This window comes from Kitasatospora sp. NPDC015121 (assembly GCF_055562955.1).
The window spans coordinates 138,815-159,931 of sequence record NZ_JBVHEH010000014.1 but is presented as its reverse complement, the minus strand read 5'-3'; the positions used below and the strand labels follow the sequence as shown (position 1 = coordinate 159,931).

The following is a 21,117-nucleotide window of genomic DNA, read 5'->3' as shown; positions in this document are numbered from 1 at the left end:
GCACCATGACCACCGCCGCCGACCAGGCCCGCACGGCCCGCGAGGAACCCTTCACCGGGCCGCTGCTGGACGTGCGGGACCTGCACGTCGAGTTCAAGACCCGGGACGGCGTCGCCAAGGCCGTCAACGGCGTCAACTACACCGTCAGCGCCGGCGAGACGCTGGCCGTCCTGGGCGAGTCCGGGTCCGGCAAGTCCGTCACCGCGCAGGCCATCATGGGCATCCTGGACATGCCGCCGGCCAGCATCCCCAAGGGCGAGATCCTGTACCGCGGCCGGGACATGCTCACGATGCCGAAGGAGGAGCGGCGGAGGATCCGCGGGCAGAAGATCGCGATGATCTTCCAGGACGCGCTCTCCTCGCTCAACCCGGTGCTCACCGTCGGCCACCAGCTCGGCGAGATGTACCGCAAGCACCGCGGCGACAACCGCAAGGACGCCAGGGCCAAGGCGATCGAGCTGATGGACCGGGTGCGGATCCCGGCCGCCAAGGAGCGGGTGGGGGACTACCCGCACCAGTTCTCCGGCGGCATGCGCCAGCGCATCATGATCGCGATGGCGCTGGCCCTGGAGCCGGACCTGATCATCGCGGACGAGCCGACCACCGCGCTGGACGTGACCGTCCAGGCGCAGGTGATGGACCTGCTCGCCGAGCTGCAGGCCGAGTACCACATGGGCCTGATCCTGATCACCCACGACCTCGGCGTGGTCGCCGACGTCGCCGACAAGATCGCGGTCATGTACGCGGGCCGGATCGTCGAGACCGCCCCCGTGCACGAGCTGTACGCCCGCCCCGCCCACCCGTACACCCGCGGGCTGCTGGACTCCATCCCGCGGCTCGACCAGAAGGGCCAGGAGCTCTACGCGATCAAGGGCCTGCCGCCCAACCTGCTGCGGATCCCGCCCGGCTGCGCGTTCAACCCGCGCTGCTCCCGGGCCCAGGCGGTCTGCCGGCAGGAGGTGCCGCCGCTGGCGCAGGTGACCGAGGACGACGGGACGCCGCTGGCCGGACGGCGCAGCGCGTGCTTCTTCTGGAAGGAGACCCTCCGTGACGGTTAACGGTGCCACCCCGCTCGGGGCGACCACCCCCGAGGAGGCCGCGTTCGCCCAGGACGTGCCGCGCGGCGAACCCATCCTGGAGGTCCGCGACCTGGTCAAGCACTTCCCGCTGACCAAGGGCATCCTGTTCAAGAAGCAGGTCGGCGCGGTCAAGGCCGTCGACGGCGTCTCCTTCGACCTGATGCAGGGCGAGACGCTCGGCATCGTCGGCGAGTCCGGCTGCGGCAAGTCGACCCTCGCCAAGGTGCTGATGAACCTGGAGCCCGCCACCGCCGGGTCGGTGAAGTACAAGGGCGAGGAGATCTCGCACCTGTCCGGCGCCGCGCTCAAGGCCGTCCGCCGCAACATCCAGATGGTGTTCCAGGACCCGTACACCTCGCTGAACCCGCGGATGACGGTCGGCGACATCATCGGCGAGCCGTACGAGATCCACCCCGAGGTCGCTCCGAAGGGCGACCGCCGCAGGGCGGTGCAGGACCTGCTGGACGTCGTGGGCCTCAACCCGGAGTACATCAACCGGTACCCGCACCAGTTCTCCGGCGGCCAGCGCCAGCGCATCGGCATCGCCCGCGGCCTCGCGCTCAAGCCCGAGATCATCATCTGCGACGAGCCGGTCTCGGCGCTGGACGTGTCGGTGCAGGCGCAGGTGATCAACCTGCTGGAGCAGCTCCAGAGCGAGTTCAACCTGTCGTACATGTTCATCGCGCACGACCTGTCGATCGTCCGGCACATCTCGGACCGGGTCGGCGTGATGTACCTCGGACGGATGGTCGAGATCGGCACCGACCTGGAGATCTACGACCACGCCACCCACCCGTACACCCAGGCGCTGCTGTCCGCCGTGCCGGTGCCCGACCCGGCGGCGCGCGAGCACCGGGACCGGATCGTGCTGACCGGCGACGTGCCCTCGCCGGCCAACCCGCCGTCCGGCTGCCGGTTCCGCACCCGCTGCTGGAAGGCGCAGGAGAAGTGCGCCGAGGAGGACCCGGCGCTGACGGTGCGGGACTGGCTGGAGGGACGGGCCCGGCACGACTCGGCCTGCCACTTCGCCGGGGAGCGGGAGAACCTGATCTGAGGCGGGCGGCACGGACGGCGAAGGGCCCCACCGGGAACCGGTGGGGCCCTTCGCGCTGGACGCGACCGGGGGCTCAGACCTCGGCGCGCTGCGCGGGGACGGCGGCGGCCGCCTCCTCCGGGAAGTGGCAGGCCGTCAGGTGGCCGCCCGCGTTGCCGGAGAGCTGGATCAGCGGCGGCTCCTCCACCGCGCACTTCTCCTGCGCCTTCCAGCAGCGGGTCCGGAACCGGCAGCCCGACGGCGGGTTGACGGGGGAGGGGACGTCGCCGGTCAGGCGGATGCGCTCGCGGTCGTCGTCCGGGTCGGCCTCCGGGACGGCGGACAGCAGCGCGTGGGTGTACGGGTGCCGGGGCGACTCGTACAGCGACTTGCGGTCGGCGATCTCGACGATCTTGCCGAGGTACATCACCGCGACGCGCTGCGAGAAGTGCCGCACCACGGACAGGTCGTGGGCGATGAACAGGAAGGCGATGCCCAGCTCGCGCTGCAGCTCCTGGAGCAGGTTGACCACCTGCGCCTGGATCGACACGTCCAGCGCCGAGACCGGCTCGTCCGCGACGATCAGCTTCGGGTTCAGCGACAGCGCGCGGGCCACGCCGATGCGCTGGCGCTGGCCGCCGGAGAACTCGTGCGGGAAGCGGTTGTAGTGCTCCGGGTTGAGGCCGACCGTCTCCAGCAGCTCCTGGACCCGGCGCTGCACGCCGCCCTTCGGGTTGATCCCGTTGATCTCCATCGGCGCGCCGATGATCGAGCCGACGGTGTGCCGCGGGTTCAGCGAGGAGTACGGGTCCTGGAAGATCATCTGGATCTCGGACCGGATCGGCGCGAGCGCCTTGCGGCCGGCGTGCGTGATGTCCTGGCCGGCGTAGGTGATCTTGCCGCCGGTCGGCTCCAGCAGGCGGGTCACCAGGCGGCCGGTGGTCGACTTGCCGCAGCCGGACTCGCCGACCAGGCCCACCGACTCGCCCGGGAAGACGTCCAGGTCCAGGCCGTCGACCGCGTGCACCGCGCCGACCTGGCGCTTGAACAGGAAGCCGTCCATCACCGGGAAGTGCTTCTTCAGACCGGTGATCGACAGCAGCGGGTCACCGGAGCCGACGGCCGGGACGACCGGCTTGAGGGTCAGTTCGTTGCTCATGGGAGTCCCTCTCAGCCGAGCCGCGGCTTGATCTGGTCGATGAAGATGTCCTGCCGCTGAGCCTGGTTCAGGTGGCAGGCGGCGGCGTGCCCGGTGGCCGGGGACAGCGGCGGGCGCTCGGAGGTGCAGCCACCGCCGATGACCTGCTCGCGGAAGTCGCAGCGCGGGTTGAACGGGCAGCCGGACGGCAGGTTGATCAGGCTCGGCGGGGTGCCGCGGACCGGCCGCAGCGGGATGTCCACGTCGCCGGTCAGGCTCGGCATCGAGGAGAGCAGGCCCCAGGTGTACGGGTGCTGCGGGTTCTTCAGCACCTCGCGGACGGTGCCGCGCTCCACGGCCCGGCCCGCGTACATCACCATGATGTCCTGCGCGGTCCGGGCGACCACGCCCAGGTCGTGGGTGATCAGGATGATCGCGGTGCCCATCTCCTGCTGGAGGTCCTTCAGCAGGTCCAGGATCTGGGCCTGCACGGTGACGTCCAGCGCGGTGGTCGGCTCGTCCGCGATGACCAGCTTGGGGTCGCAGACCAGCGACATGGCGATCATCGCGCGCTGGCGCATGCCGCCGGAGAACTGGTGCGGGTAGTCGTCGACCCGCAGGGTCGGCTGCGGGATGCCGACCCGGGTCAGCATCTCGATCGCCCGGTCCCGGGCCTCCTTCTTGGAGGCGCCGGTGTGCTTGCGGTAGGTCTCGCCGATCTGCACGCCGATGGTGTGGAACGGCGACAGCGCGGTCAGCGGGTCCTGGAAGATCATCGACATCTTCCGGCCGCGGAGCTTCTCCAGCTCCCTGTTCGACGCGCCGACCAGCTCCTGGCCGTCCAGCTTGATCGAACCGGAGATCTCGGTCCGCTCCGGGTTGTGCAGGCCCAGCACGGCCAGGTTGGTCACCGACTTGCCGGAACCGGACTCGCCGACGATGCCGAGCGTGGAGCCCGGGGCGACGTCGAAGGAGAGGTTGTCCACGGCCCGGACCACGCCGTCCTCGGTGCTGAAGCGGACCGAGAGGTCGCGGACGGAGAGGAACGGCGTGCCGCCGCTGCCGGCGGACACCTCCTCGGGCTTGGCCTGGGTGGTCATGGACTGGGCTCCTCGGTGCGGTACGTGAGGTCGGGACTGCTGGTCGGCCGGGGTGTGGCCGTCAGGCCAGGCGGATGCGCGGGTCGATCAGGGCGTAGGCGGCGTCGACGATGATGTTGAAGAAGACGATCAGGGTGGCGGCCACCACGGTGACGCCGACCAGCAGCGAGAGGTCGGAGTCGTAGAACGACTGGATCGCCAGCTGGCCCAGGCCGTGCAGGCTGAAGGTCGTCTCGGTGATGATGGCGCCGCCGAGCAGCACGCCCAGGTCGATGCCGAAGACGGTGACGATGGTGCCCATCGCGCCGCGCCAGGCGTAGCGCATGAACACCGAGCTGCCGGACATGCCCTTGGCCCGGGCGGTCCGCACGTAGTCCTCGGAGAGCTGCTCGACCATCGAGGAGCGGGTCATGCGGGTGTAGTTGGCGGTCCAGATCAGCGACAGCACGATCCACGGCACCAGCAGGCCGCTGGCCCAGCCGAGCGGGTCCTTGGTGATCGGGACGTACTTGGGCAGCTCCAGCAGGTTGGTGCTGTAGCAGAGCGCCCAGAGGGCGAGCGGGCCGGCCACGTAGATCTGCATCGAGGAGGCCAGCAGCGACAGCGAGCTGGAGATCTTGTCGGCCGCCTTGCCCTGCTTGTGGGCGGCCAGCATGCCGGTGCCGATGCCGAAGACCAGGAAGATCACGGCCGAGCCGACGGTCAGCGACAGGGTGGTCGGGAAGCGGTCCGCGAGCAGGCCGCCGACCAGCTCCCTCTTGTCGAAGGAGTACCCGAAGCACGGGGCGGAGCAGTGCGTTCCGTTGAAGGTGCCACCGGTGAAGATGGTGCTCAGCCAGTCCCAGAACTGGACCGGCCACGACTTGTCGAAGCCCATCTCGTGCCTGATCAGGGCGAGCGTCTCGGGCGAGCAGGTCTTGCCGCAGTAGAGCCGCGCCGGGTCCGCCGGGATCGCGAAGAACAGCGCGTACGTGACCATCGAGACGATCAGCAGGATGACGAGAGCGCCGAGGGTTCGGCGGACGAGGAATCGGAGCATCGGGACGGGCTCTCCTGATCGGGGCGGGACACCGGCAGATCGTGCCGGTGCCCCGCCGTGAGCTACTGCTCGGTGGCGACTACTACTTGACGTAGATGTTGAGCGGGGACTGCAGGCCGGCCAGGGTGTCGAACTCGACGCCGCCCAGGCCCGAGCCGTAGAGGCTCAGCGAGCGCTGGTAGACGTCCGGGATCGAGACGGCCTTGTCCTGCAGCTTCTTGTCGATCGCGGCCCACGCCTTGCCCTGCTCGACCGGGTCGGCGATCTTCTGCGCGGCGTCGATCGCCGAGTTGATCTCCGGGTCGTTCAGGTGGGCGTAGTTGGACGCGCCGTCGGCGATGGCGCGGCCGTCCCAGACCGGCTGCAGCGAGGTGTAACCGGTCGGCCAGTCGGCGCCCCAGCCGCCCCAGTACAGGTCGTACTCGTTGTTGATCTGGCCGATCGCGTCGTAGTAGGTCTTCGCGTCCAGCGGCTTCGGGACGAACTTGAAGCCGGCCTTCTCCAGCGCGTCGCGGATGGCCTCGGTGACCTTCTGCTGCAGCGGGGTGTTGTTGTACGCGTAGACGATGGTGGTGCCCACCGCGTTGGCGTCGGTCAGCAGCTTCTTGGCGGCGTCCGGGTCGCCCTGCGGCTTCTTCAGGATGCCGTACGGGTCGTAGGACTCGTAGCCCAGGACGGTCGGGCTCATGTACGCGGTGGCGTAGTCACCGTAGGAGGTGCCGCCCTGCAGCTGGCGGGTCTGCTGGTGCGGGAAGGCCTTGATCAGGGCCTCGCGGACCTTCTGGTCCTTCACCCGGGTGTTGTTGATGTAGTAGTAGTCGACGTACGGGGTCAGGCCCTCGAGGGTGCGGGGCTTGAGCTTCTCGTCGGCCTTGACCTGGTCGATGTAGGTCGGGTGGACCTGGTTGTGGAACGAGAAGGTGTTCTTGTCGTCGCCGTTGTCCGCCATGAAGCGCTCGGTGGACTGCTGCGCCTGGACACCGAAGGTCATGTGCCACTTGTCCGGGTAGGCGTTCCGGATCGGGTCGGTGGCCGGGTCCCAGTTGGGGTTGCGCTCCAGGTCCAGCGAGCGGTCGGTGACGTGCTCGGTGATCTGGTACGGGCCCGAGGAGAACGGCTTCTTGTCGTACTCCTCCTTGGTGTCGTGCGCCTGCGGCACGATGCCGTAACCGGTCATCGCCAGGGTGAAGTTGGCGTCGGTGTGGGCCTCGGGGAAGGTGATGACGACGGTCTTCTCGTCCGGCGTCTGGATCGCGTCCAGGTGCTTGCCGCCGTACGGGCCCTCGTACGCGGTGCGGTAGTCGGCACCGGAGATCCAGCCCTGGATGTAGGTCGGGCCGGACTTGATGAACGAGGCGTAGGTGCGCTCGATCGAGTACTTGACGTCGGCCGAGGTGATCGGCGAGCCGTCCTGCCACTTCACGCCGTCCTTCAGCGTGAACTTCCAGGTCTTGCCGCCGTCGGTGGTGGTGCCGGTGTCGGTGGCGAGGTCGCCGACCAGCTTCTGCGAGCCGTCCTCGGCGGTCTTGTAACCGGTCAGCTGGCGGGTGAAGAGCAGCGAGACCTCGGCGTTGTAGTTCATGTAGATCTGGGCCGGGTCGAGGTGCGAGAAGTCGTCGCGGTCGATCATGTTGACCGTGCCGCCCTTCTTCGCACCCGGCTCGGCGGCGGCCGGGCCCTTCGAGTCCGCGGCGGTGCCGACGGAGATCGAGGTGGCCTTGACCGGGGCCTTGCTGGCGCCGGCCTTGCTGCCGTCGCTGTTGCTGTGGCCGCTGGAGCACGCCGTGGTGACGGTCAGGGCCCCGGCCACGAGAATGGCGGCCGCGAGCCGCGTCTTGCGAGAGCTCATCTTCATCCTGCCTGGGATAGTTGTGCGGAAATCTTCGTGGGTGTGCCCGGGGCCTGGCTTTTCCGTCCCCCCGGAGTCTTGAGGGCCCGTCAGCGGTTGGTCTTCGGGTCGAACGCGTCCCGGACCGAGTCGCCGAGCAGGTTGAAGGCCAGAACGAACACCACCATGGCGAGGCCCGGGAAGAGCAGGAAGGTGACGTCGGTCCGGAGGTAGTTCGCGGCGTCCGCGATCATGCGGCCCCAGTCCGGGGTCGGCTCGGACACGCCGACGCCCAGGTAGGAGAGGCCCGCCTCGGCGGTGACGAAGGCCGGCAGCGCGAGGGTGGACTGCACCAGGATCGGGGTCCACAGGTTGGGCAGGATCTCCTTGAAGATGATCCGCGCCGGGGAGGCGCCGGTGACCTTGGCGGCCTCGATGAACTCGCGCTCGCGCAGCGACAGCGACACGCCGCGCAGGATGCGGGCCAGGCCCATCCAGCCGAGCAGCGACAGCACCAGGGTGACCGCGACGAACGGCAGCCAGTCCGGGTTCTTCTCGTTCGGGCTCACCAGCAGGCTGGTGACCACCGGCATGCAGGCGATCAGGAAGATCTGCGACGGGAACGACATCAGGACGTCGATCACCCGGCCGATGAAGTAGTCGACCTTGCCGCCGAGGTAGCCGGCCGCGATGCCCAGCGCGACACCGATCACGGTGGTCAGCAGCGAGGTGGCGACGGCGATGATCAGCGAGGTGCGGATGCCGTAGATCAGCAGGGTGAAGACGTCACGGCCGAGGCCGGGCTCCAGGCCGAACCAGAAGTCGCCGCTCATGCCGCCGTTGGGGCCGGTCGGCAGGCCCGAGTCGGTCAGCAGGGAGACGTCGTCCTGGCCGTAGTGGGTCTCCGGGTCCTTGCCGTAGAGCATGGAGATGAGCGGGGCGAGGAGCGCCACCGCGACGAAGAACAGGACCACGCACGCGCTCACCACGCCGGTGCGGTCACGGAGGAAGCGGCGCCACATCAGCTTCCCGGGCGAGAGGCCGCGGAAGCCCGGATCGGCGGGCGTGTCGGACTTGGCGTGGTCCGCGAGGTCCGACGTCGACCCGGGACGGGAGGTGTTCCCGTCCGTCGTGGCCCCAGTAGGCGTCGTCATGGTGCTAAAGCTCCCGACCGTGGTCCGTGCAGAAGCAAGGAGTAAGAACTTGGATGAATGGACTCTTGCAAGTCGTTTATCGAACGTCAAGAGTTCCCCAGTTGTCGACGGCGCATTTCCTCCTTCGTGCTGGAATGTCAACCACTTCGTAGTTCTCGGACTCTTGACACCGACTGACCGAGACGGTCAAAACCGGACAAACTCGATCAAGCCGCGTTCACCTGTCCGTAACGATGCACGGTCGGCTCCGGTATCAGGACGCCGGGTTCGGGACCCCGCCCGGGTGACGCGCGTAGAGCTGATGTCCGTTTTGATGGCATTCACCGCAATTGGCGGATGCAATTGAGTGTCCGATAATCGGACGTCGCTGTTTTCGGGCGTGCGGGGGCGAATTCACGGGTAGGGGTGACCCAATTCGGGTGGCGCGGGGGGCGCCGCCCGACTGGCATTTTCCCGCCATTGGCGAGACCTCGCCGCGGCGTTACCGCCGCGGTTGTTCAATCCGTTACTTCAGCAGGCCGATGTTCTCGTAGACCACGTCGCCGAGGCCGGCGGCGCCGAGGTTGGCCAGTTCCTTGCGCACCCCGTAGATGGCCGGCCGCTGGTACAGCGGGACCAGCCCGGCGACCTGCCAGGCCTCGGTGTCGGCCCGGTTGAGCGCCGCCGTCTCCTCGTCCACGGTCTCGGCCTTGGCCGCGTCCGCCATCGCCTTGTCGAGCGCCTTGCTGCCCACCTGGGCCCAGTTGGAGCCGGAGTTCTGCTGGAAGGTGCTGATCGAGTTGGAGACCGGGAAGGGCGTGCCGAGCAGCGAGAACGAGGTCAGGTCGAAGTCGTGCTTGTAGATGTAGCCGTCGAAGAACTCGCCGGCCGGGACGGTCTGGACCTGGACGGTCACCCCGACCGCGGCGAGCATCCGGGTGACCTCCTCGCTCTCGTTGGTCGCCAGGTTGTTAGCGGCCGGCGCCACGTAGCGCAGCACCAGCTCCTTGCCGTCCTTGGCGCGGACGCCGTTCGGGCCCGGCTTCCAGCCCAGCGCGTCGAGGGCGGTCCGCGCGGCCTCCGGGTCGAAGCGGCTCAGGCCGTTCGAGTTGTCCTGGTAGCCGTGCTGGGAGGGCACCAGGAAGTGGTTGTTCATCGGCACGTACGGCCAGTCCAGGCCGGCCAGGTCGGTGCGGGTGATCTCGGCCCGGTCGATCGCCTGGATCAGCGCCTGGCGCAGCTTCGGTTCGGTCAGCAGCGGGCTCTGGCCGTTGAGCACCAGGTGCCGCAGGTTGGGGCCGCCGGCCTTGCGGACCTCGCCGCCCGCGGTCGCCTGGATCAGCCGGTAGCCCTCGGTGTTGGGGCCGTTGTTGTAGAAGTCGATCTCGCCCTTGGCGAAGGCCTGCGGCATCGCGCCGGTGTCGTACGCCCTGAAGACGATCTTGTCGAGCAGCGGCTTGTCCCCCCACCAGTCCGGGTCGGCGACCGCCGTGACGGTGCGCGTCTTCGGGTCCAGCGAGCCGACCTTGAACGGGCCGCCGGTGACCGGGATCCGGTTCTTGAAGGAGGTGTTGAACAGCTCGGGGGTGGAGACGTACCGCCCGGGCAGCAGCGGGGCGTTGCCGGCGTTGTTGAACATCGCCTGCCACTCCGAGTACGGCTCCTTGAAGGTCATCACGGCCTGGAAGTCGTCCTGGCCGCGGACCACGCTCTCCACCTGGTCGAAGCCGTTGGTGGTGGCGGTCTTGAAGCCGGTGTCCAGGTTGCCCAGCGCCTGCCAGTTGGCCTGCAGGTCGCGCCAGGTGATCGGGGTGCCGTCGGACCAGTGGGCCTTCGGGTTGAGCGTCCACACCACGACCTGCTTGCCCTGCCGCAGCTCGCTCCTCACGTCGGTCAGGTAGGCCGGGTTGGGGGTCTGCACGCCGCCCGCGTCGGAGCGCCAGAAGGTCGGCAGGAACGCCTTGACCACGTCGTTGGTGGAGGCCTCCGAGCCGTCCGCCTGGACCGGGTTCCACTGGCTGGAGTACTGGTCGATCGCCCAGGTCAGGGTGCCGCCCTCGCGCAGGGCGGAACGCGGCTGGGCGTTCATCTCCTGCTGGGTCATCCGCGGCGCGTCACCGCCGGCCGCCGCGGCCCCCGCCCCCGCTGGGCCGCGACCGGCGGAACCCGAGGTGGAGCTGCACGAGCACAGCGCGATGGACAGCGCCGCCACCGTGGCGGTCAGGGCGGGCGGGAGGAAGCGGGGTCTCGGCACGCGGCACATCTTGCGTACCGGTGAACGGACTTGTCGACCTGCGGCGGATCAAGTCTTGGTAACGCGACGTGGCCGCCCGGTTGCGGCGTCCGTTTGATCCCGTTCCGTGACGCCACTGGCGAGTATTCGCCAGACGGCCCGGCCGGGGCGCCCAGGTGGGAGCCCCGGCCGGGCCGTCGGGACGGACGGGCCGTCAGGCCGGGATCTTGACCGTGCGGTCCTTGCCGGTCTTGGTGACGCCCTGGGCGATGGCGTCCGCCACGTCCTGCGCGCTGATCGCCACCTTCTGGCCGTTGCGGGTGGTCTTCTGCTTGCTGAAGGTGCTGCCGACGGCCTGCCCCAGCTTGTCCAGGTCCCACTTGAGGACCACGGTGCCGGACGCGTCCGGCGCCAGCACCAGCGCACCGGCGGCGGTGTTGCGGCCGAAGGCGAACTGCGCGGGGCCCGAGGTGACCGTGACGTTGCCGTTCAGCACCTGCTTGCCGAGACCGTCGGCGGCGGCCTGCAGCACGTCCTGGCCGACCTTCGGCTGGGCGTCGGTGACCGGCAGCGCCACCTCGGCGTCCGGCTTGCCGGCCGCCCGGGACCGGAAGGCCTGCTCGACCAGGTCGGCGGCGGCCGCCGAGTCCAGCGCCTTGCCGCCGCTGCCCGGGACCACCTCGGCGGTGCCCGCCTCGGTGAAGCGGACGTAGCCCTCCTGCAGGCTCTGCCCGGACTTGGCGCCCAGGTCGTCCAGCGCGGCCTTCAGCTTCGCCCGGTCGACCCGCACCTGCGGCTCGACGGCCTTGGCGCCGCCGGTCAGCGAACCCAGCACGTCGACCGGGTTGTAGCTGTGCTTGGTCAGCGAGTCCACCGTCGCGGTGGTGTCGAAGCTCAGGCCCGCGCTGGCCGGGTCCAGGGTGAGCGACTGCTCGCCGACCTTCACCCGCACCGGCTGCTGCCCGACCTTGGCGACCGAGTCGTCCAGCGCCTTCACCGCCTGGTCGCGGGAGTCGCCGCCGATGTCGGTGCCCAGCACCGTGGTGCCCTTGGGGATGTCCGACTGGTTCATCATCAGGCCCGCGCCGTACGCGGCCGCGCCGATGAACACCACGGCGACCAGCGCGGTCACCAGCAGCTTCCGGCCGCCGCCGCCCTTCTTCTTGGCACCGCCGGAGCCGCCCGCGCCGTCGGCGCCTTTGGCGGCGGGCGCGGCCGCCTCGGCGGGCGGCTCGGCGGCCTGCGCGGCCTGCGCGGCCTGCGCGGGCTTGGGCTGGGCGGCGCGCGGGCCGCCCGGGAAGGGCTGCGCGGCGGGCAGGTCGGCGAACCGGCCGCCGCCGTCGGCGCCCTGGCGGGGCCGGGGGTCCTCGGCGAAGGGGTCGCCGCCGTTCGGGGACTTCAGGAACAGCTGGGTGGTCGGCGGGTCCGATATCGCGGCGCCCGGCGCCGGCTCGTCACCGGTGATCGGGTCGAAACCGCCGATCTGGGTGTCCTCCGGCTCGCCGGCGGCCTGCGGCGGCTCCGGCCGCTGCCCGCCGCGCAGACCCGGGCGGGTGGTGGCGAACGGGTCCTCCGGCGCCTGCGGCGCCTGCGGCGCCTGCGGGGCCTGCGGGCGCCGCCGCTGCTCCGGCTGCTGGGGCTGCTGGGGCTGCTGGTTCTGCTGCGGCTCGGGGCGCTGCCGGGACGGCTGCTGCTGCGCGGGCTGCTGCTGGGCCGCGAACGGGTCCTGGGCGGCGGCGGCCTGGAACGGGTCCTGGAACGGGTCCTGGAGCTGCTCCCGGGCCGCGAACGGGTCCTGCGGGGCGCCGCCGCCCGCGAACGGGTCCTGGGCCACGGCCCCGAACGGGTCCTGCGGGGCCGCGTACGGGTCCTCCTGGCGGGGCAGCGGGTGGCCGCCGGTGCGGGAGGCCGCCGGGTCGGCCGGGGCGAACGGCGAGGCGGGCGCGCCGGACGGGCGCGGCGCGGGCCGCTCGGCTCCGGGCGCGGGGCGCGCGGCCTCGGCGGACCGCTCGGGCCCGGCCGGGCCGGCGGCGGCCGGAGCGGGCTCCGGGCGGCCCTTCTGGCGCGGCTTGAACCACTCGCCGGTCGGGTCCCCCTCGGGACCGCCGCCCTTCGCCGCCCTGGGCGCGGCCGGCTCCTGCCACTCCGGCGGCAGGGTCGGCGGGGTGCCGGTGCGGGCCCCGGCGTCCATCACGCCGAGCACCGGGTCGCCGGCGCCGCCGCGGTGGCGCGGCCCGCTCGGCTCCGCGGGCTTCTCGTCCTTGACCTTGCTCTGCACCACGACCGGCGGGATCGGCCGCGACCCGGGGATGTTGATCCGCACCCGGGTGGTCAGCGTGGTCTCCGTGCTCTTCGGCGCCTCGGGCTCCCCGGCGCGCGGCGCCTGGGCCCGGCCGGCGGCCTGGTCCGCGCCGAGCCCGCCGGGCAGGCCGGTGCCGTACGGCGGGGTGCCCGACGGGTACGCGTCGGGGCCGCCGCGGCGGGGCTGCGGCTGGGCGTTGTCAGATTCGCGGCTGCTCAATGCTGCTCTGCTCCGGGTTGGCGGCCGGGCCGGCCGGGCCGTCCGCTGCGTATCGGGGTGAACGGCTGCCGGACGACGGCGTGCGGCGTGCGGCGGGCCGACCGGCCCCGGGGACATCAGCTCTTCACGTGTCGGTTGCGGCCGGCGCCCCCCGCCACGCGAGTAGGTGCCGAAGCTACCGTCCGGCCCGCTCGGGCCGGACAGCGGGGTGGCCCGCCGGGGCACCACCTTACCGACAAGGGATCCGGGCCGTCCGGCGACCGGGGTATCCCGTTGGTCCGGATCGCCCCGGTATGGACTAGCGCCCGCCGTCCTTGACGGCTCGTCGGGGCTCCGGCGCCGGTACGCCGAACAGGAAGCCGGAACGGGTCGGCAGGGTCGCGCAGACCACCCCGAGCACCGCGCCGCCGAACAGGTACAGGTAGGCGGACGGCGTCGCGGAGAGCACCAGGTCACCCTCCGGCCGGGGCGCCAGCAGCACCGCCAGCACCAGGAACCAGCCGCCCAGCGCGCAGCCCGCGCCGAGCTTGGTGCCGGTCGCCCGCAGGCCCCCGTAGAACAGCCCGGCGCAGCCGGCCAGCGCCAGGACGACGCCGGAGCCGCCCCACAGGGTCTGCACGAAAGCTCCGCACACCGACACCGCGGCGCCGAGCAGGAACAGCACGACGTAGACGGCGATCCGGACGCCGCGCGGCGGCATCGGCTCGCCCAGGCGCTGCGCGCGGGTGCCCAGCAGGGCGTGGGTGAACCTCACCGCTGCACCCCCGCGAACAGGTCGGTCTCCGGGCCGCCCGGACCGAGCGGGCCGCGGACCAGCTCGTAGTACTCGGTGGCCAGCAGCGGCTGCCCGAGGCCGTTGCTGAGCGCGAAGTGGCGCCCGGCCACGGTGACCTGGGTGGCGTGCGCCCGCATCGCGGCGGCCTTCGCCCCGGCGTGCGCCGCGTTGTCCAGCACCGTGGTGACCACCCGGTCGTCCACCACGCCCGGGATCTGGTCGACCGGCGCGGTGCCCCCGAACGGCGCCTCGGCGGCGGTGGCGGCCAGCGCGGCCTCGATCACCGAGCGGGGCATCCGGTTGTAGTAGACCTTGGCGATCCGCCAGGGCTCGCCCAGCTCCGGGCCGAAGGCCGGGTCGGCGGCCAGCTCGTAGCCGCGCAGCGCCACCCGGTGCGCCTGGATGTGGTCGGGGTGGCCGTAGCCGCCGTTCTCGTCGTACGTCACCAGCACCAGCGGCCGGACCTCGCGGATCACCCCGGCCAGCAGGCCGGCCGCCTCGTCCAGGTCGGCCCGCCAGAAGCAGGACGGGTCGTCGTTGTCCGCGACGCCCATCATCCCGGAGTCCCGCCAGCGGCCCGGGCCGCCCAGGAAGCGGTGGTCGGTGACACCCAACTCGCGCATCGCGGCGGCCAGTTCGCCGATCCGGTGGGCGCCGAGGGTGTTGTCGCGGTCCTGCGCCAGGTGCGCCAGCTCCGGCGGGATCACCTCGCCGCCCTCGCCCAGCGTGCAGGTCACCAGCGTGACCGGGACGCCCTCGGCCGCGTACCGGGCCATCGTGGAGCCGTTGTTGATCGACTCGTCGTCGGGATGCGCGTGCACCAGCAGCAGCCCGTGCGCGTCGGCCGGAGGTACGGAGGTCATGCCCGGCAGCTTACGGCCTGCCCCCGGCCCGCCCGGAGGGGACGCCCCGGGCGGGCCGCACGGCCCCGGCTAGAGGTTCAGCCCGTTCAGCATCCCGGCCAGGTTGGCCGTCACCTGCTGGATCGACGGCGCGATCGAGCTGGACGCCAGGTAGAAGCCGAGCAGCGCGCACACCAGCGCGTGGCTCACCTTCAGGCTCGACCGGCGGACCAGGACCACGACCACGACCAGCATCAGCACGACGGCGGAGACGGACAAAGCCATGACGGCTCACACCCTTCCTCGGGTGCGCGGCCCCGGGGCCGGGGCAGCGGGCGGAACGATGGTCAACTGATACCCGATCAGTGACACCCGAACGACGCTCCGTGAGCCCGCCCGGGGTGTCGCGGCGCCCGACCCGCCCGCTGCGTGCCCGGTCAGCGGCCCTCCGAACGGCCGTACGCCGCCGTCCGGGTGAGCTGCGCCGAACGGGTGGCCGGAGGCGGCCGGAGTCGTAGGGTCACCCCCATGACGACCGAGAAGCCGCACGACACCTTCCCCCGGCAGTACGCCCGCACCGGGCGCTTCACCGCGGGCGCGCCCCGCTCGTTCAGCGTCTCCCCGGACGGCACCCGGGTGCTGTTCCTGCGCTCCCGGGGCGGGGGCGCCCCGGCCAACCTGCTGTGGCGCCTCGACGTCGCCTCCGGCACCGAGAGCGTGCTCGCCGACCCCGAGGTGCTGCTCGGCGGCGGCGCCGAGGAGCTGTCCGCCGCCGAGCGGGCCCGCCGCGAGCGCAGCCGGGAGACCTCCGCCGGCATCGTCGGCTACGCCCTGGACGCGGCCGGGCGCACCGCCGCCTTCGCGCTGTCCGGCCGGCTGTTCGCGGTCGACACCGTCACCGGCGCGGCCCGCGAACTGCCCGCCGCCACCCCGCTGCTGGACCCGCGGCCGAGCCCCGACGGCACCCACGTCGCGTACGCCACCCCGGCCGGCGAGCTGCGGGTGAGCGCCGTCGACGGCGGCGGTGACCGGCTGCTGGCCGGACCCGAGGCGGACGGGGTCAGCTGGGGGCAGGCCGAGTTCATCGCGCAGGAGGAGATGAGCCGCGACCGGGGCCACTGGTGGGCCCCCGACGGCGGCGCGCTGCTGGCCGCCCGGGTCGACGACACCCCCGTGCGCCGCTGGTGGATCGCCGACCCGGCCCACCCCGACCGCCCGCCGGTCGAGGTCGCCTACCCGGCGGCCGGCACCCCCAACGCCGAGGTCGGGCTCTGGCTGCTCGGCCTGGACGGCCGCCGCACCGAGATCCGCTGGGACCGCGCCGCGTACCCGTACCTGGCCCGGGTGCACTGGTCGGCCGGCGGGCCGCCGCTGCTCCAGGTGCAGGCCCGCGACCAGCGCGAGCAGCTGGTGCTGGAGGCCGACCCCGCGACCGGCGCGACCACGGTGCTGGTCACCGAGCGGGACCCGGACTGGCTGGAGCTGTTCGGCGGCGTGCCGCTGCGGCTGGCCGACGGGCGGCTGGTGCGGATCACCGACCGGGACGGCGCCCGGGTCCTGACCGTCGGCGAGAAGGCGCTCACCGACGCCGAACTGCACGTCCGCGCGGTGCTCGGCACGGACGGCGACACCGTGCTGTTCACCGCCTCCGCCGGGGCCGCCGAGTTCGAGCGCCGCCCGCCCGGCTGGCTGGGCGTCTTCGAGGCCGGCCCCGACGGCGTCCGGGAGGTCGGCGACGGCGCGCTCGGCGCGGTCCGCGGCGCGGGCACCACCGTGCTCACCACCGCCGACCCGCTGCGCCCCGGCACCACCGTCACCGTGCACCGCGAGGGCGCCGAACCGCTGGTCGTCGCCTCGCACGCGGCCACCCCGCTGATCACCGCCCGCCCGGTGTTCCGGTTCGCCGGCGAGCGCCGGATCCCCTGCGCGGTGCTGCTGCCCACCGGCTACGACCCGGACGTCGACGGGCGGCTGCCCGTCCTGATGGACCCGTACGGCGGCCCGCACGGCCAGCGGGTGGTGCGGGCGCACAACCCGCACCTGGTCTCGCAGTGGTTCGCCGACCAGGGCTTCGCGGTGCTCGTCGCCGACGGGCGCGGCACCCCCGGGCACAGCCCCGGCTGGGAGAAGTCGATCAACCGGCGGACCGCCGAGGTCTCCGTCCAGGACCAGGTCGACGCGCTGCACGCGCTCGCCGAGGAGTTCCCGCTCGACCTGGGCAAGGTCGCCGTCCGCGGCTGGTCGTACGGCGGCTACCTGGCCGCCGCCGCGGTGCTCCGCGAACCGGACGTCTTCCACGCCGCGGTGGCCGGCGCGCCCGTCACCGAGCACGACCTGTACGACACCCACTACACCGAGCGCTACTACGGCGACCCGGCCGTCGAACCCGAGGTGTACCGGGCCAACTCGCTGGTGGAGATGGCCCCTTCGCTGCGCCGGCCGCTGATGATCGTGCACGGCCTGGCCGACGACAACGTGGTGGTCGCGCACAGCCTGCGGCTGTCCACCGCCCTGCTCGCGGCCGGCCGCCCGCACACCGTGCTGCCGCTGTCCGGGGTGACCCACATGACCCCGCAGGAGCAGGTCGCGGAGAACCTGCTGCTGCTCCAGGTCCGGTTCCTGAAGGAGTCGCTCGGCCTGGCGTAGGCGCCCGGTCACGTCCCGCCCGTGACATCCGTCATGCGGAGGTCACGACGGCGGGCACTGCCGCGGCCACCCCCCTCCCGGGGAACCTGGAGGAGTCGGAAGCAGGGACGACTTCGAAGGGACTTGGTCCAGATGGCGACGGGAACGGGGGAGGTCGCGGCCTTCCGGAACGTCAGCAAGAGCTACGGCCGGGTGAAGGCGGTGGACGGCCTCGACCTGGTGCTGCGACCCGGCGAGACGGTCGCGCTGCTCGGCCCGAACGGCGCGGGCAAGTCCAGCAGCCTCGACCTGCTGCTGGGCCTGCGCGAACCCGACAGCGGCACCGTCCGGCTGTTCGGCGGCACCCCGCGGGCCGCGATCACGGCCGGCCGGGTCGGCGCGATGCTGCAGAGCGGCGGCCTGATGAGCGACGTCAAGGTCCGCGAGATCGTCGAACTCGCCTGCCGGGTGCACCCGCGCGGCCACCGGGTCGACGAGGTGCTGGGGACCGCCGGGATCACCGAGCTCGCCGACCGCCGGGTCGACAAGCTCTCCGGCGGCCAGGAGCAGCGCGTCCGGTTCGCCCTCGCGGTGGCCGGCGCCAACGACCTGATCGTCCTGGACGAGCCCACCACCGGCATGGACGTCACCGTCCGCCGCCGCTTCTGGGAGGCGATGCGGGCGCAGGCCGACGCCGGACGCACCGTGCTGTTCGCCACCCACTACCTGGAGGAGGCCGACTCGATCGCCGACCGGGTCCTCGTCCTGCACAGGGGCCGGCTGATCGCCGACGGCACCTCCGCCGAGATCAAGGCCCGGGCCGGCGCCCGCCGGATCGGCTTCGAACTGCACCCCGCCGACGGCGGCCCCGAGGTCGACGAGGCGGTGCTGCGCGGCCTGCCCGGCACCGTCGGACTGGACGTCAGCACCCGCGCCGACGGCGTGCGCACCGTCCGGATCCGCTCCGCCGACGCCGACGCGGGCGTCGCCGCGCTGTACGCGGCGGGCCTGTACCCGCGCGGCCTGGAGGTCACCAGCCTCGGCCTGGAGCAGGCGTTCCTGACCATCACCGGCGAGCAGGACCGCGCCGGGGACACCGAGTCGACCGACCGCACCGAGGAAGAGGCGAACGTCCGATGACCACCCTGGTCCGGCTGGAGATCCTGCGCACCCTGCGCAACAAGCGGTACCTGATGTTCACCGTGCTCTACCCCGCGCTGCTGTACGTCTTCTTCATCAGCGCCTACGGCGACGGCGGCACGGTGGCCGGCGGCATCCCGGTCGCGTCGTACTTCATGGTCTCGATGGCCACCTTCGGCGCGGTCGGCGCCGTCCTGACCGGCTCGGCGCAGCGCATCTCGCTGGAGCGCAAGAGCGGCTGGACCCGGCAGCTGCGGCTCACCGCGCTGCCCGGACGGGCCTACACGCTCGGCAAGATCGCCGCCTGCGCGGTCACCACGCTGCCCGCGATCCTGGTGGTCTTCACGATCGGCGCGATCGAGGGCGTCGACCTGCCCGCCCTCCAGTGGCTCGGCCTGGCCGCCGCGCTCTGGCTCGGCAGCTTCGTCTTCGCCGCGCTCGGCGTCGCCCTCGGCTACGCCGCCGAACCGGACGCCGTGCAGCCCGTCGTGATGATCGTCTACATGCTGATGGCGCTGTTCGGCGGCACCTGGTTCCCGATCTCCGAGTCGCTGAAGGCCTACGCCCGGTTCAACCCCGTCTACGACTACAACCAGCTGGCCTCGTTCATCCACGGCCAGGGCGTCCCCACCCTGCCGATCGCCGTGCTCGCCGCCTTCCTGGCGCTCTTCACCACCGCCGCGGCCGTCCTGTACCGCAAGGACGCGCGACGGGCATGATGGCCCGCATGCAGAACACCGCACCGGCCCACCACCCCGACCAGGACGGGGAGGTCGGGCCGGACGGCCGTTGGACCACCTACCCCGGCGTGCCGGTGGACACCCGGCGACAGCTGCTGGCCAAGCTCGCCTGGACGTCCATCTGGGCGCTCTACCTGGCGTACCCCGTCCAGGACCTGACCACCGGACAGCACACCACGGCCGCGAGCGCCGCCGGAGCCGTCGCGCTCGCCGTCTTCCTGGCCTGCTACCTGTCGCTGATCGTGATGCGCAACCACCCGGGCCTCCGGGAGGCCCGCCGGTACCTGCCGCTCGTCCTGATGGCCGCGATCGCCGTCACCACCTCGTACACCCTCGGCGAGGCCTGGCTGACCCTGTTCACCTACACCTCGGTGTGCGCCTCGGTGATCCTGCCCGGCCGGTACGGGCTGGCCGGCGTCCTCGCCACCACCGGCGTCCTCGCCGTCGTCGGACTCACCAGCCACGCCGACGCCGAGACCCTGGTCAGCATCGGCCTGCCCTGCCTGATGGCCGGACTCGCCATGCTCGCCATGCAGCGCCTCGTCGCCACCATGCGCGAACTGCGCGAGGCCCGGGCCGCCGTCGCCCACCTCGCCGCCTCCGAGGAACGGCTGCGCCTGGCCCGCGACCTGCACGACCTGCTCGGCCACTCGCTCTCGCTGATCGCCATCAAGGGCGAACTCACCGGACGCCTGATGGACGCCGGCAAGACCGACGCCGCCCGCGCCCAGGTCGCCGACATCGAGCAGGTCGCCCGGCAGTCCCTCGCCGACGTCCGCAGCGCGGTCAGCGGCTTCCGCCGCCCCACCCTGCCGGTCGAACTCGCCGCCGCCCGCATCGCGCTCACCGCCGGCCGGATCGCCCTCGACGCCGACCCGCGGCTCGCCGAGGAGCGACCCGGCCTCGGCACCGAGGAGTCCGGGGTGCTCGCCTGGGCGCTGCGCGAAGCCGTCACCAACGTCGTCCGGCACGGCGCCGGCGCCACCCGGTGCGCCGTCCACCTCGACGAGACCTGGGAGGAGGACGGCCGCTACGCCGTCCTGGAGGTCGTCGACAACGGCCCCGGACCCGGCAAGTCCGCCGCCGGCAACGGGCTCTCCGGCCTCGGCGAACGGCTGGCCCAGGTCGGCGGGCGCCTGGAGACCGGCCCCGCCGACCGGGGCCGGGGCTTCCGGCTGCGCGCCCTCGTCCCGCTGCGACCCGGCCCCAGCGGGCAATAGGCTGCCCGACGTGACGGACGGAACGGGTGGACGAACGGTGCGGGTGCTGCTCGCCGAGGACCAGGGCATGGTGCGCGAGGCGCTCGCCGCGCTGCTCTCGCTGGAGGACGACCTGGAGGTGGTCGCCCAGGTCTCGCGCGGCGACCAGGCCGCGGCGGCGGTGGCCGAACACGAGGTCGACGTCGCCGTCCTGGACATCGAGATGCCCGGCATGACCGGCATCGACGCCTGCGCGGAGATCCGGCGCACCCGGCCGCGGACCAAGGTCGTCATCGCCACCACCTTCGGCCGGCCCGGCTACCTGCGCCGGGCGATGGAGGCCGGCGCCGACGCCTTCCTGGTCAAGGACGCCCCCGCCGCCGAACTCGCCGAGGCGATCCGGCGGGTGCTGCGCGGCGAACGGGTCATCGACCCCACGCTGGCCGCCGCCGCCCTCGCGGAGGGGGCCAACCCGCTCACCGCCCGCGAACGCGACGTCCTCGCCGCCGCGGCGGACGGCGCCGTCAACGCGGACATCGCGGCCCGGCTGCACCTCTCCGAGGGGACGGTGCGCAACTACCTGTCGATGGCGATCCAGAAGACGGCGGCCCGCAACCGCGCCGAGGCGGTGCGGGTCGCGCGCGAGAAGGGCTGGCTGTAGGAACCGGGCTCCGGGGAGGGCCGGTCGGGGC

At 72.3% G+C, this 21,117-nt stretch carries 17 protein-coding genes; 7 read left to right on the top strand and 10 right to left on the bottom strand.

All coding sequences use genetic code 11. The annotated features are described in order from the left end of the window. Positions 1 to 5: 5 nt before the first annotated feature. A complete protein-coding gene (locus ACZ3J7_RS22260; protein WP_465623792.1) occupies positions 6 to 1,058 on the top strand; it encodes an ABC transporter ATP-binding protein in 1,053 nt (350 codons plus the stop codon). Continuing rightward, on the top strand, positions 1,048 to 2,133 hold the full coding sequence (locus ACZ3J7_RS22255; RefSeq protein ID WP_465623789.1) for an ABC transporter ATP-binding protein: 1,086 nt from the start codon (positions 1,048 to 1,050) through the stop codon (positions 2,131 to 2,133). The genes ACZ3J7_RS22260 and ACZ3J7_RS22255 overlap by 11 nt, the downstream gene beginning before the upstream one ends. A gap of 73 nt (positions 2,134 to 2,206) precedes the next feature. On the opposite strand, the gene ACZ3J7_RS22250 is transcribed toward ACZ3J7_RS22255, so the two are convergent. From ACZ3J7_RS22250 to ACZ3J7_RS22205, 10 genes are all read right to left on the bottom strand, one after another. Further along, on the bottom strand, positions 2,207 to 3,271 hold the full coding sequence (locus ACZ3J7_RS22250) for an ABC transporter ATP-binding protein (protein ID WP_465623787.1): 1,065 nt from the start codon (positions 3,269 to 3,271) through the stop codon (positions 2,207 to 2,209). A gap of 11 nt (positions 3,272 to 3,282) precedes the next feature. Continuing rightward, complete coding sequence (locus ACZ3J7_RS22245; protein ID WP_465623784.1) at positions 3,283 to 4,350, bottom strand: ABC transporter ATP-binding protein; 1,068 nt, start codon at positions 4,348 to 4,350, stop codon at positions 3,283 to 3,285. A 61-nt stretch (positions 4,351 to 4,411) separates the two neighbouring features. Beyond that, complete coding sequence (locus tag ACZ3J7_RS22240) at positions 4,412 to 5,389, bottom strand: ABC transporter permease (RefSeq protein WP_465623781.1); 978 nt, start codon at positions 5,387 to 5,389, stop codon at positions 4,412 to 4,414. Between the two features lie 82 nt (positions 5,390 to 5,471). Further along, a complete protein-coding gene (locus ACZ3J7_RS22235; protein ID WP_465623779.1) occupies positions 5,472 to 7,238 on the bottom strand; it encodes an ABC transporter substrate-binding protein in 1,767 nt (588 codons plus the stop codon). A gap of 89 nt (positions 7,239 to 7,327) precedes the next feature. Further along, the gene (locus tag ACZ3J7_RS22230; protein ID WP_465623777.1) at positions 7,328 to 8,371 is read right to left on the bottom strand and encodes an ABC transporter permease; all 1,044 of its coding nucleotides are present in this window, start codon (positions 8,369 to 8,371) and stop codon (positions 7,328 to 7,330) included. 505 nt (positions 8,372 to 8,876) lie between these two features. Continuing rightward, positions 8,877 to 10,604 (bottom strand): ABC transporter family substrate-binding protein, encoded by a 1,728-nt coding sequence (locus ACZ3J7_RS22225; RefSeq protein ID WP_465623774.1) that lies wholly within the window; start codon positions 10,602 to 10,604, stop codon positions 8,877 to 8,879. Between the two features lie 193 nt (positions 10,605 to 10,797). Then, positions 10,798 to 13,104 carry a peptidoglycan binding domain-containing protein gene (locus ACZ3J7_RS22220; protein WP_465623772.1) on the bottom strand — a complete coding sequence of 769 codons (2,307 nt, stop codon included), beginning with the start codon at positions 13,102 to 13,104 and terminating at the stop codon, positions 10,798 to 10,800. A gap of 298 nt (positions 13,105 to 13,402) precedes the next feature. Continuing rightward, the gene (locus ACZ3J7_RS22215; RefSeq protein WP_465623770.1) at positions 13,403 to 13,858 is read right to left on the bottom strand and encodes a DUF6113 family protein; all 456 of its coding nucleotides are present in this window, start codon (positions 13,856 to 13,858) and stop codon (positions 13,403 to 13,405) included. Next, positions 13,855 to 14,742 (bottom strand): N-acetyl-1-D-myo-inositol-2-amino-2-deoxy-alpha-D-glucopyranoside deacetylase, encoded by an 888-nt coding sequence (gene mshB / locus ACZ3J7_RS22210; RefSeq protein ID WP_465623768.1) that lies wholly within the window; start codon positions 14,740 to 14,742, stop codon positions 13,855 to 13,857. Before mshB ends, ACZ3J7_RS22215 begins: the two co-directional genes overlap by 4 nt. Positions 14,743 to 14,811: 69 nt before the next feature. Next, positions 14,812 to 15,006, bottom strand: a complete 195-nt coding sequence (locus ACZ3J7_RS22205; protein WP_030459917.1) for a DUF2304 family protein — start codon at positions 15,004 to 15,006, stop codon at positions 14,812 to 14,814. Between the two features lie 243 nt (positions 15,007 to 15,249). On the opposite strand from ACZ3J7_RS22205, the gene ACZ3J7_RS22200 reads away from it, so the two are divergent. From ACZ3J7_RS22200 to ACZ3J7_RS22180, 5 genes are all read left to right on the top strand, one after another. Next, on the top strand, positions 15,250 to 17,367 hold the full coding sequence (locus ACZ3J7_RS22200) for a S9 family peptidase (RefSeq protein ID WP_465623766.1): 2,118 nt from the start codon (positions 15,250 to 15,252) through the stop codon (positions 17,365 to 17,367). Positions 17,368 to 17,499: 132 nt separating this feature from the next. Continuing rightward, the gene (locus tag ACZ3J7_RS22195) at positions 17,500 to 18,486 is read left to right on the top strand and encodes an ABC transporter ATP-binding protein (protein ID WP_465623763.1); all 987 of its coding nucleotides are present in this window, start codon (positions 17,500 to 17,502) and stop codon (positions 18,484 to 18,486) included. Further along, positions 18,483 to 19,205 carry an ABC transporter permease gene (locus ACZ3J7_RS22190; RefSeq protein ID WP_465623761.1) on the top strand — a complete coding sequence of 241 codons (723 nt, stop codon included), beginning with the start codon at positions 18,483 to 18,485 and terminating at the stop codon, positions 19,203 to 19,205. The genes ACZ3J7_RS22195 and ACZ3J7_RS22190 overlap by 4 nt, the downstream gene beginning before the upstream one ends. 8 nt (positions 19,206 to 19,213) lie before the next feature. Next, a complete protein-coding gene (locus ACZ3J7_RS22185) occupies positions 19,214 to 20,446 on the top strand; it encodes a sensor histidine kinase (protein ID WP_465623758.1) in 1,233 nt (410 codons plus the stop codon). A gap of 1 nt (position 20,447) precedes the next feature. Beyond that, the gene (locus ACZ3J7_RS22180) at positions 20,448 to 21,086 is read left to right on the top strand and encodes a response regulator (RefSeq protein ID WP_465624110.1); all 639 of its coding nucleotides are present in this window, start codon (positions 20,448 to 20,450) and stop codon (positions 21,084 to 21,086) included. Positions 21,087 to 21,117: the final 31 nt, after the last annotated feature.

What these genes read in the sequence shown, in the direction of transcription:
- ACZ3J7_RS22260 (WP_465623792.1), top strand. Translation starts at nt 6, where the DNA reads ATGACCACCGCCGCCGACCAGGCCCGCACGGCCCGCGAGGAACCCTTC.
- ACZ3J7_RS22250 (WP_465623787.1), bottom strand. Translation starts at nt 3,271, where the DNA reads ATGAGCAACGAACTGACCCTCAAGCCGGTCGTCCCGGCCGTCGGCTCC.
- ACZ3J7_RS22245 (WP_465623784.1), bottom strand. Translation starts at nt 4,350, where the DNA reads ATGACCACCCAGGCCAAGCCCGAGGAGGTGTCCGCCGGCAGCGGCGGC.
- ACZ3J7_RS22240 (WP_465623781.1), bottom strand. Translation starts at nt 5,389, where the DNA reads ATGCTCCGATTCCTCGTCCGCCGAACCCTCGGCGCTCTCGTCATCCTG.
- ACZ3J7_RS22235 (WP_465623779.1), bottom strand. Translation starts at nt 7,238, where the DNA reads ATGAGCTCTCGCAAGACGCGGCTCGCGGCCGCCATTCTCGTGGCCGGG.
- ACZ3J7_RS22230 (WP_465623777.1), bottom strand. Translation starts at nt 8,371, where the DNA reads ATGACGACGCCTACTGGGGCCACGACGGACGGGAACACCTCCCGTCCC.
- mshB (WP_465623768.1), bottom strand. Translation starts at nt 14,742, where the DNA reads ATGACCTCCGTACCTCCGGCCGACGCGCACGGGCTGCTGCTGGTGCAC.
- ACZ3J7_RS22205 (WP_030459917.1), bottom strand. Translation starts at nt 15,006, where the DNA reads ATGGCTTTGTCCGTCTCCGCCGTCGTGCTGATGCTGGTCGTGGTCGTG.
- ACZ3J7_RS22200 (WP_465623766.1), top strand. Translation starts at nt 15,250, where the DNA reads ATGACGACCGAGAAGCCGCACGACACCTTCCCCCGGCAGTACGCCCGC.
- ACZ3J7_RS22195 (WP_465623763.1), top strand. Translation starts at nt 17,500, where the DNA reads ATGGCGACGGGAACGGGGGAGGTCGCGGCCTTCCGGAACGTCAGCAAG.
- ACZ3J7_RS22190 (WP_465623761.1), top strand. Translation starts at nt 18,483, where the DNA reads ATGACCACCCTGGTCCGGCTGGAGATCCTGCGCACCCTGCGCAACAAG.
- ACZ3J7_RS22185 (WP_465623758.1), top strand. Translation starts at nt 19,214, where the DNA reads ATGCAGAACACCGCACCGGCCCACCACCCCGACCAGGACGGGGAGGTC.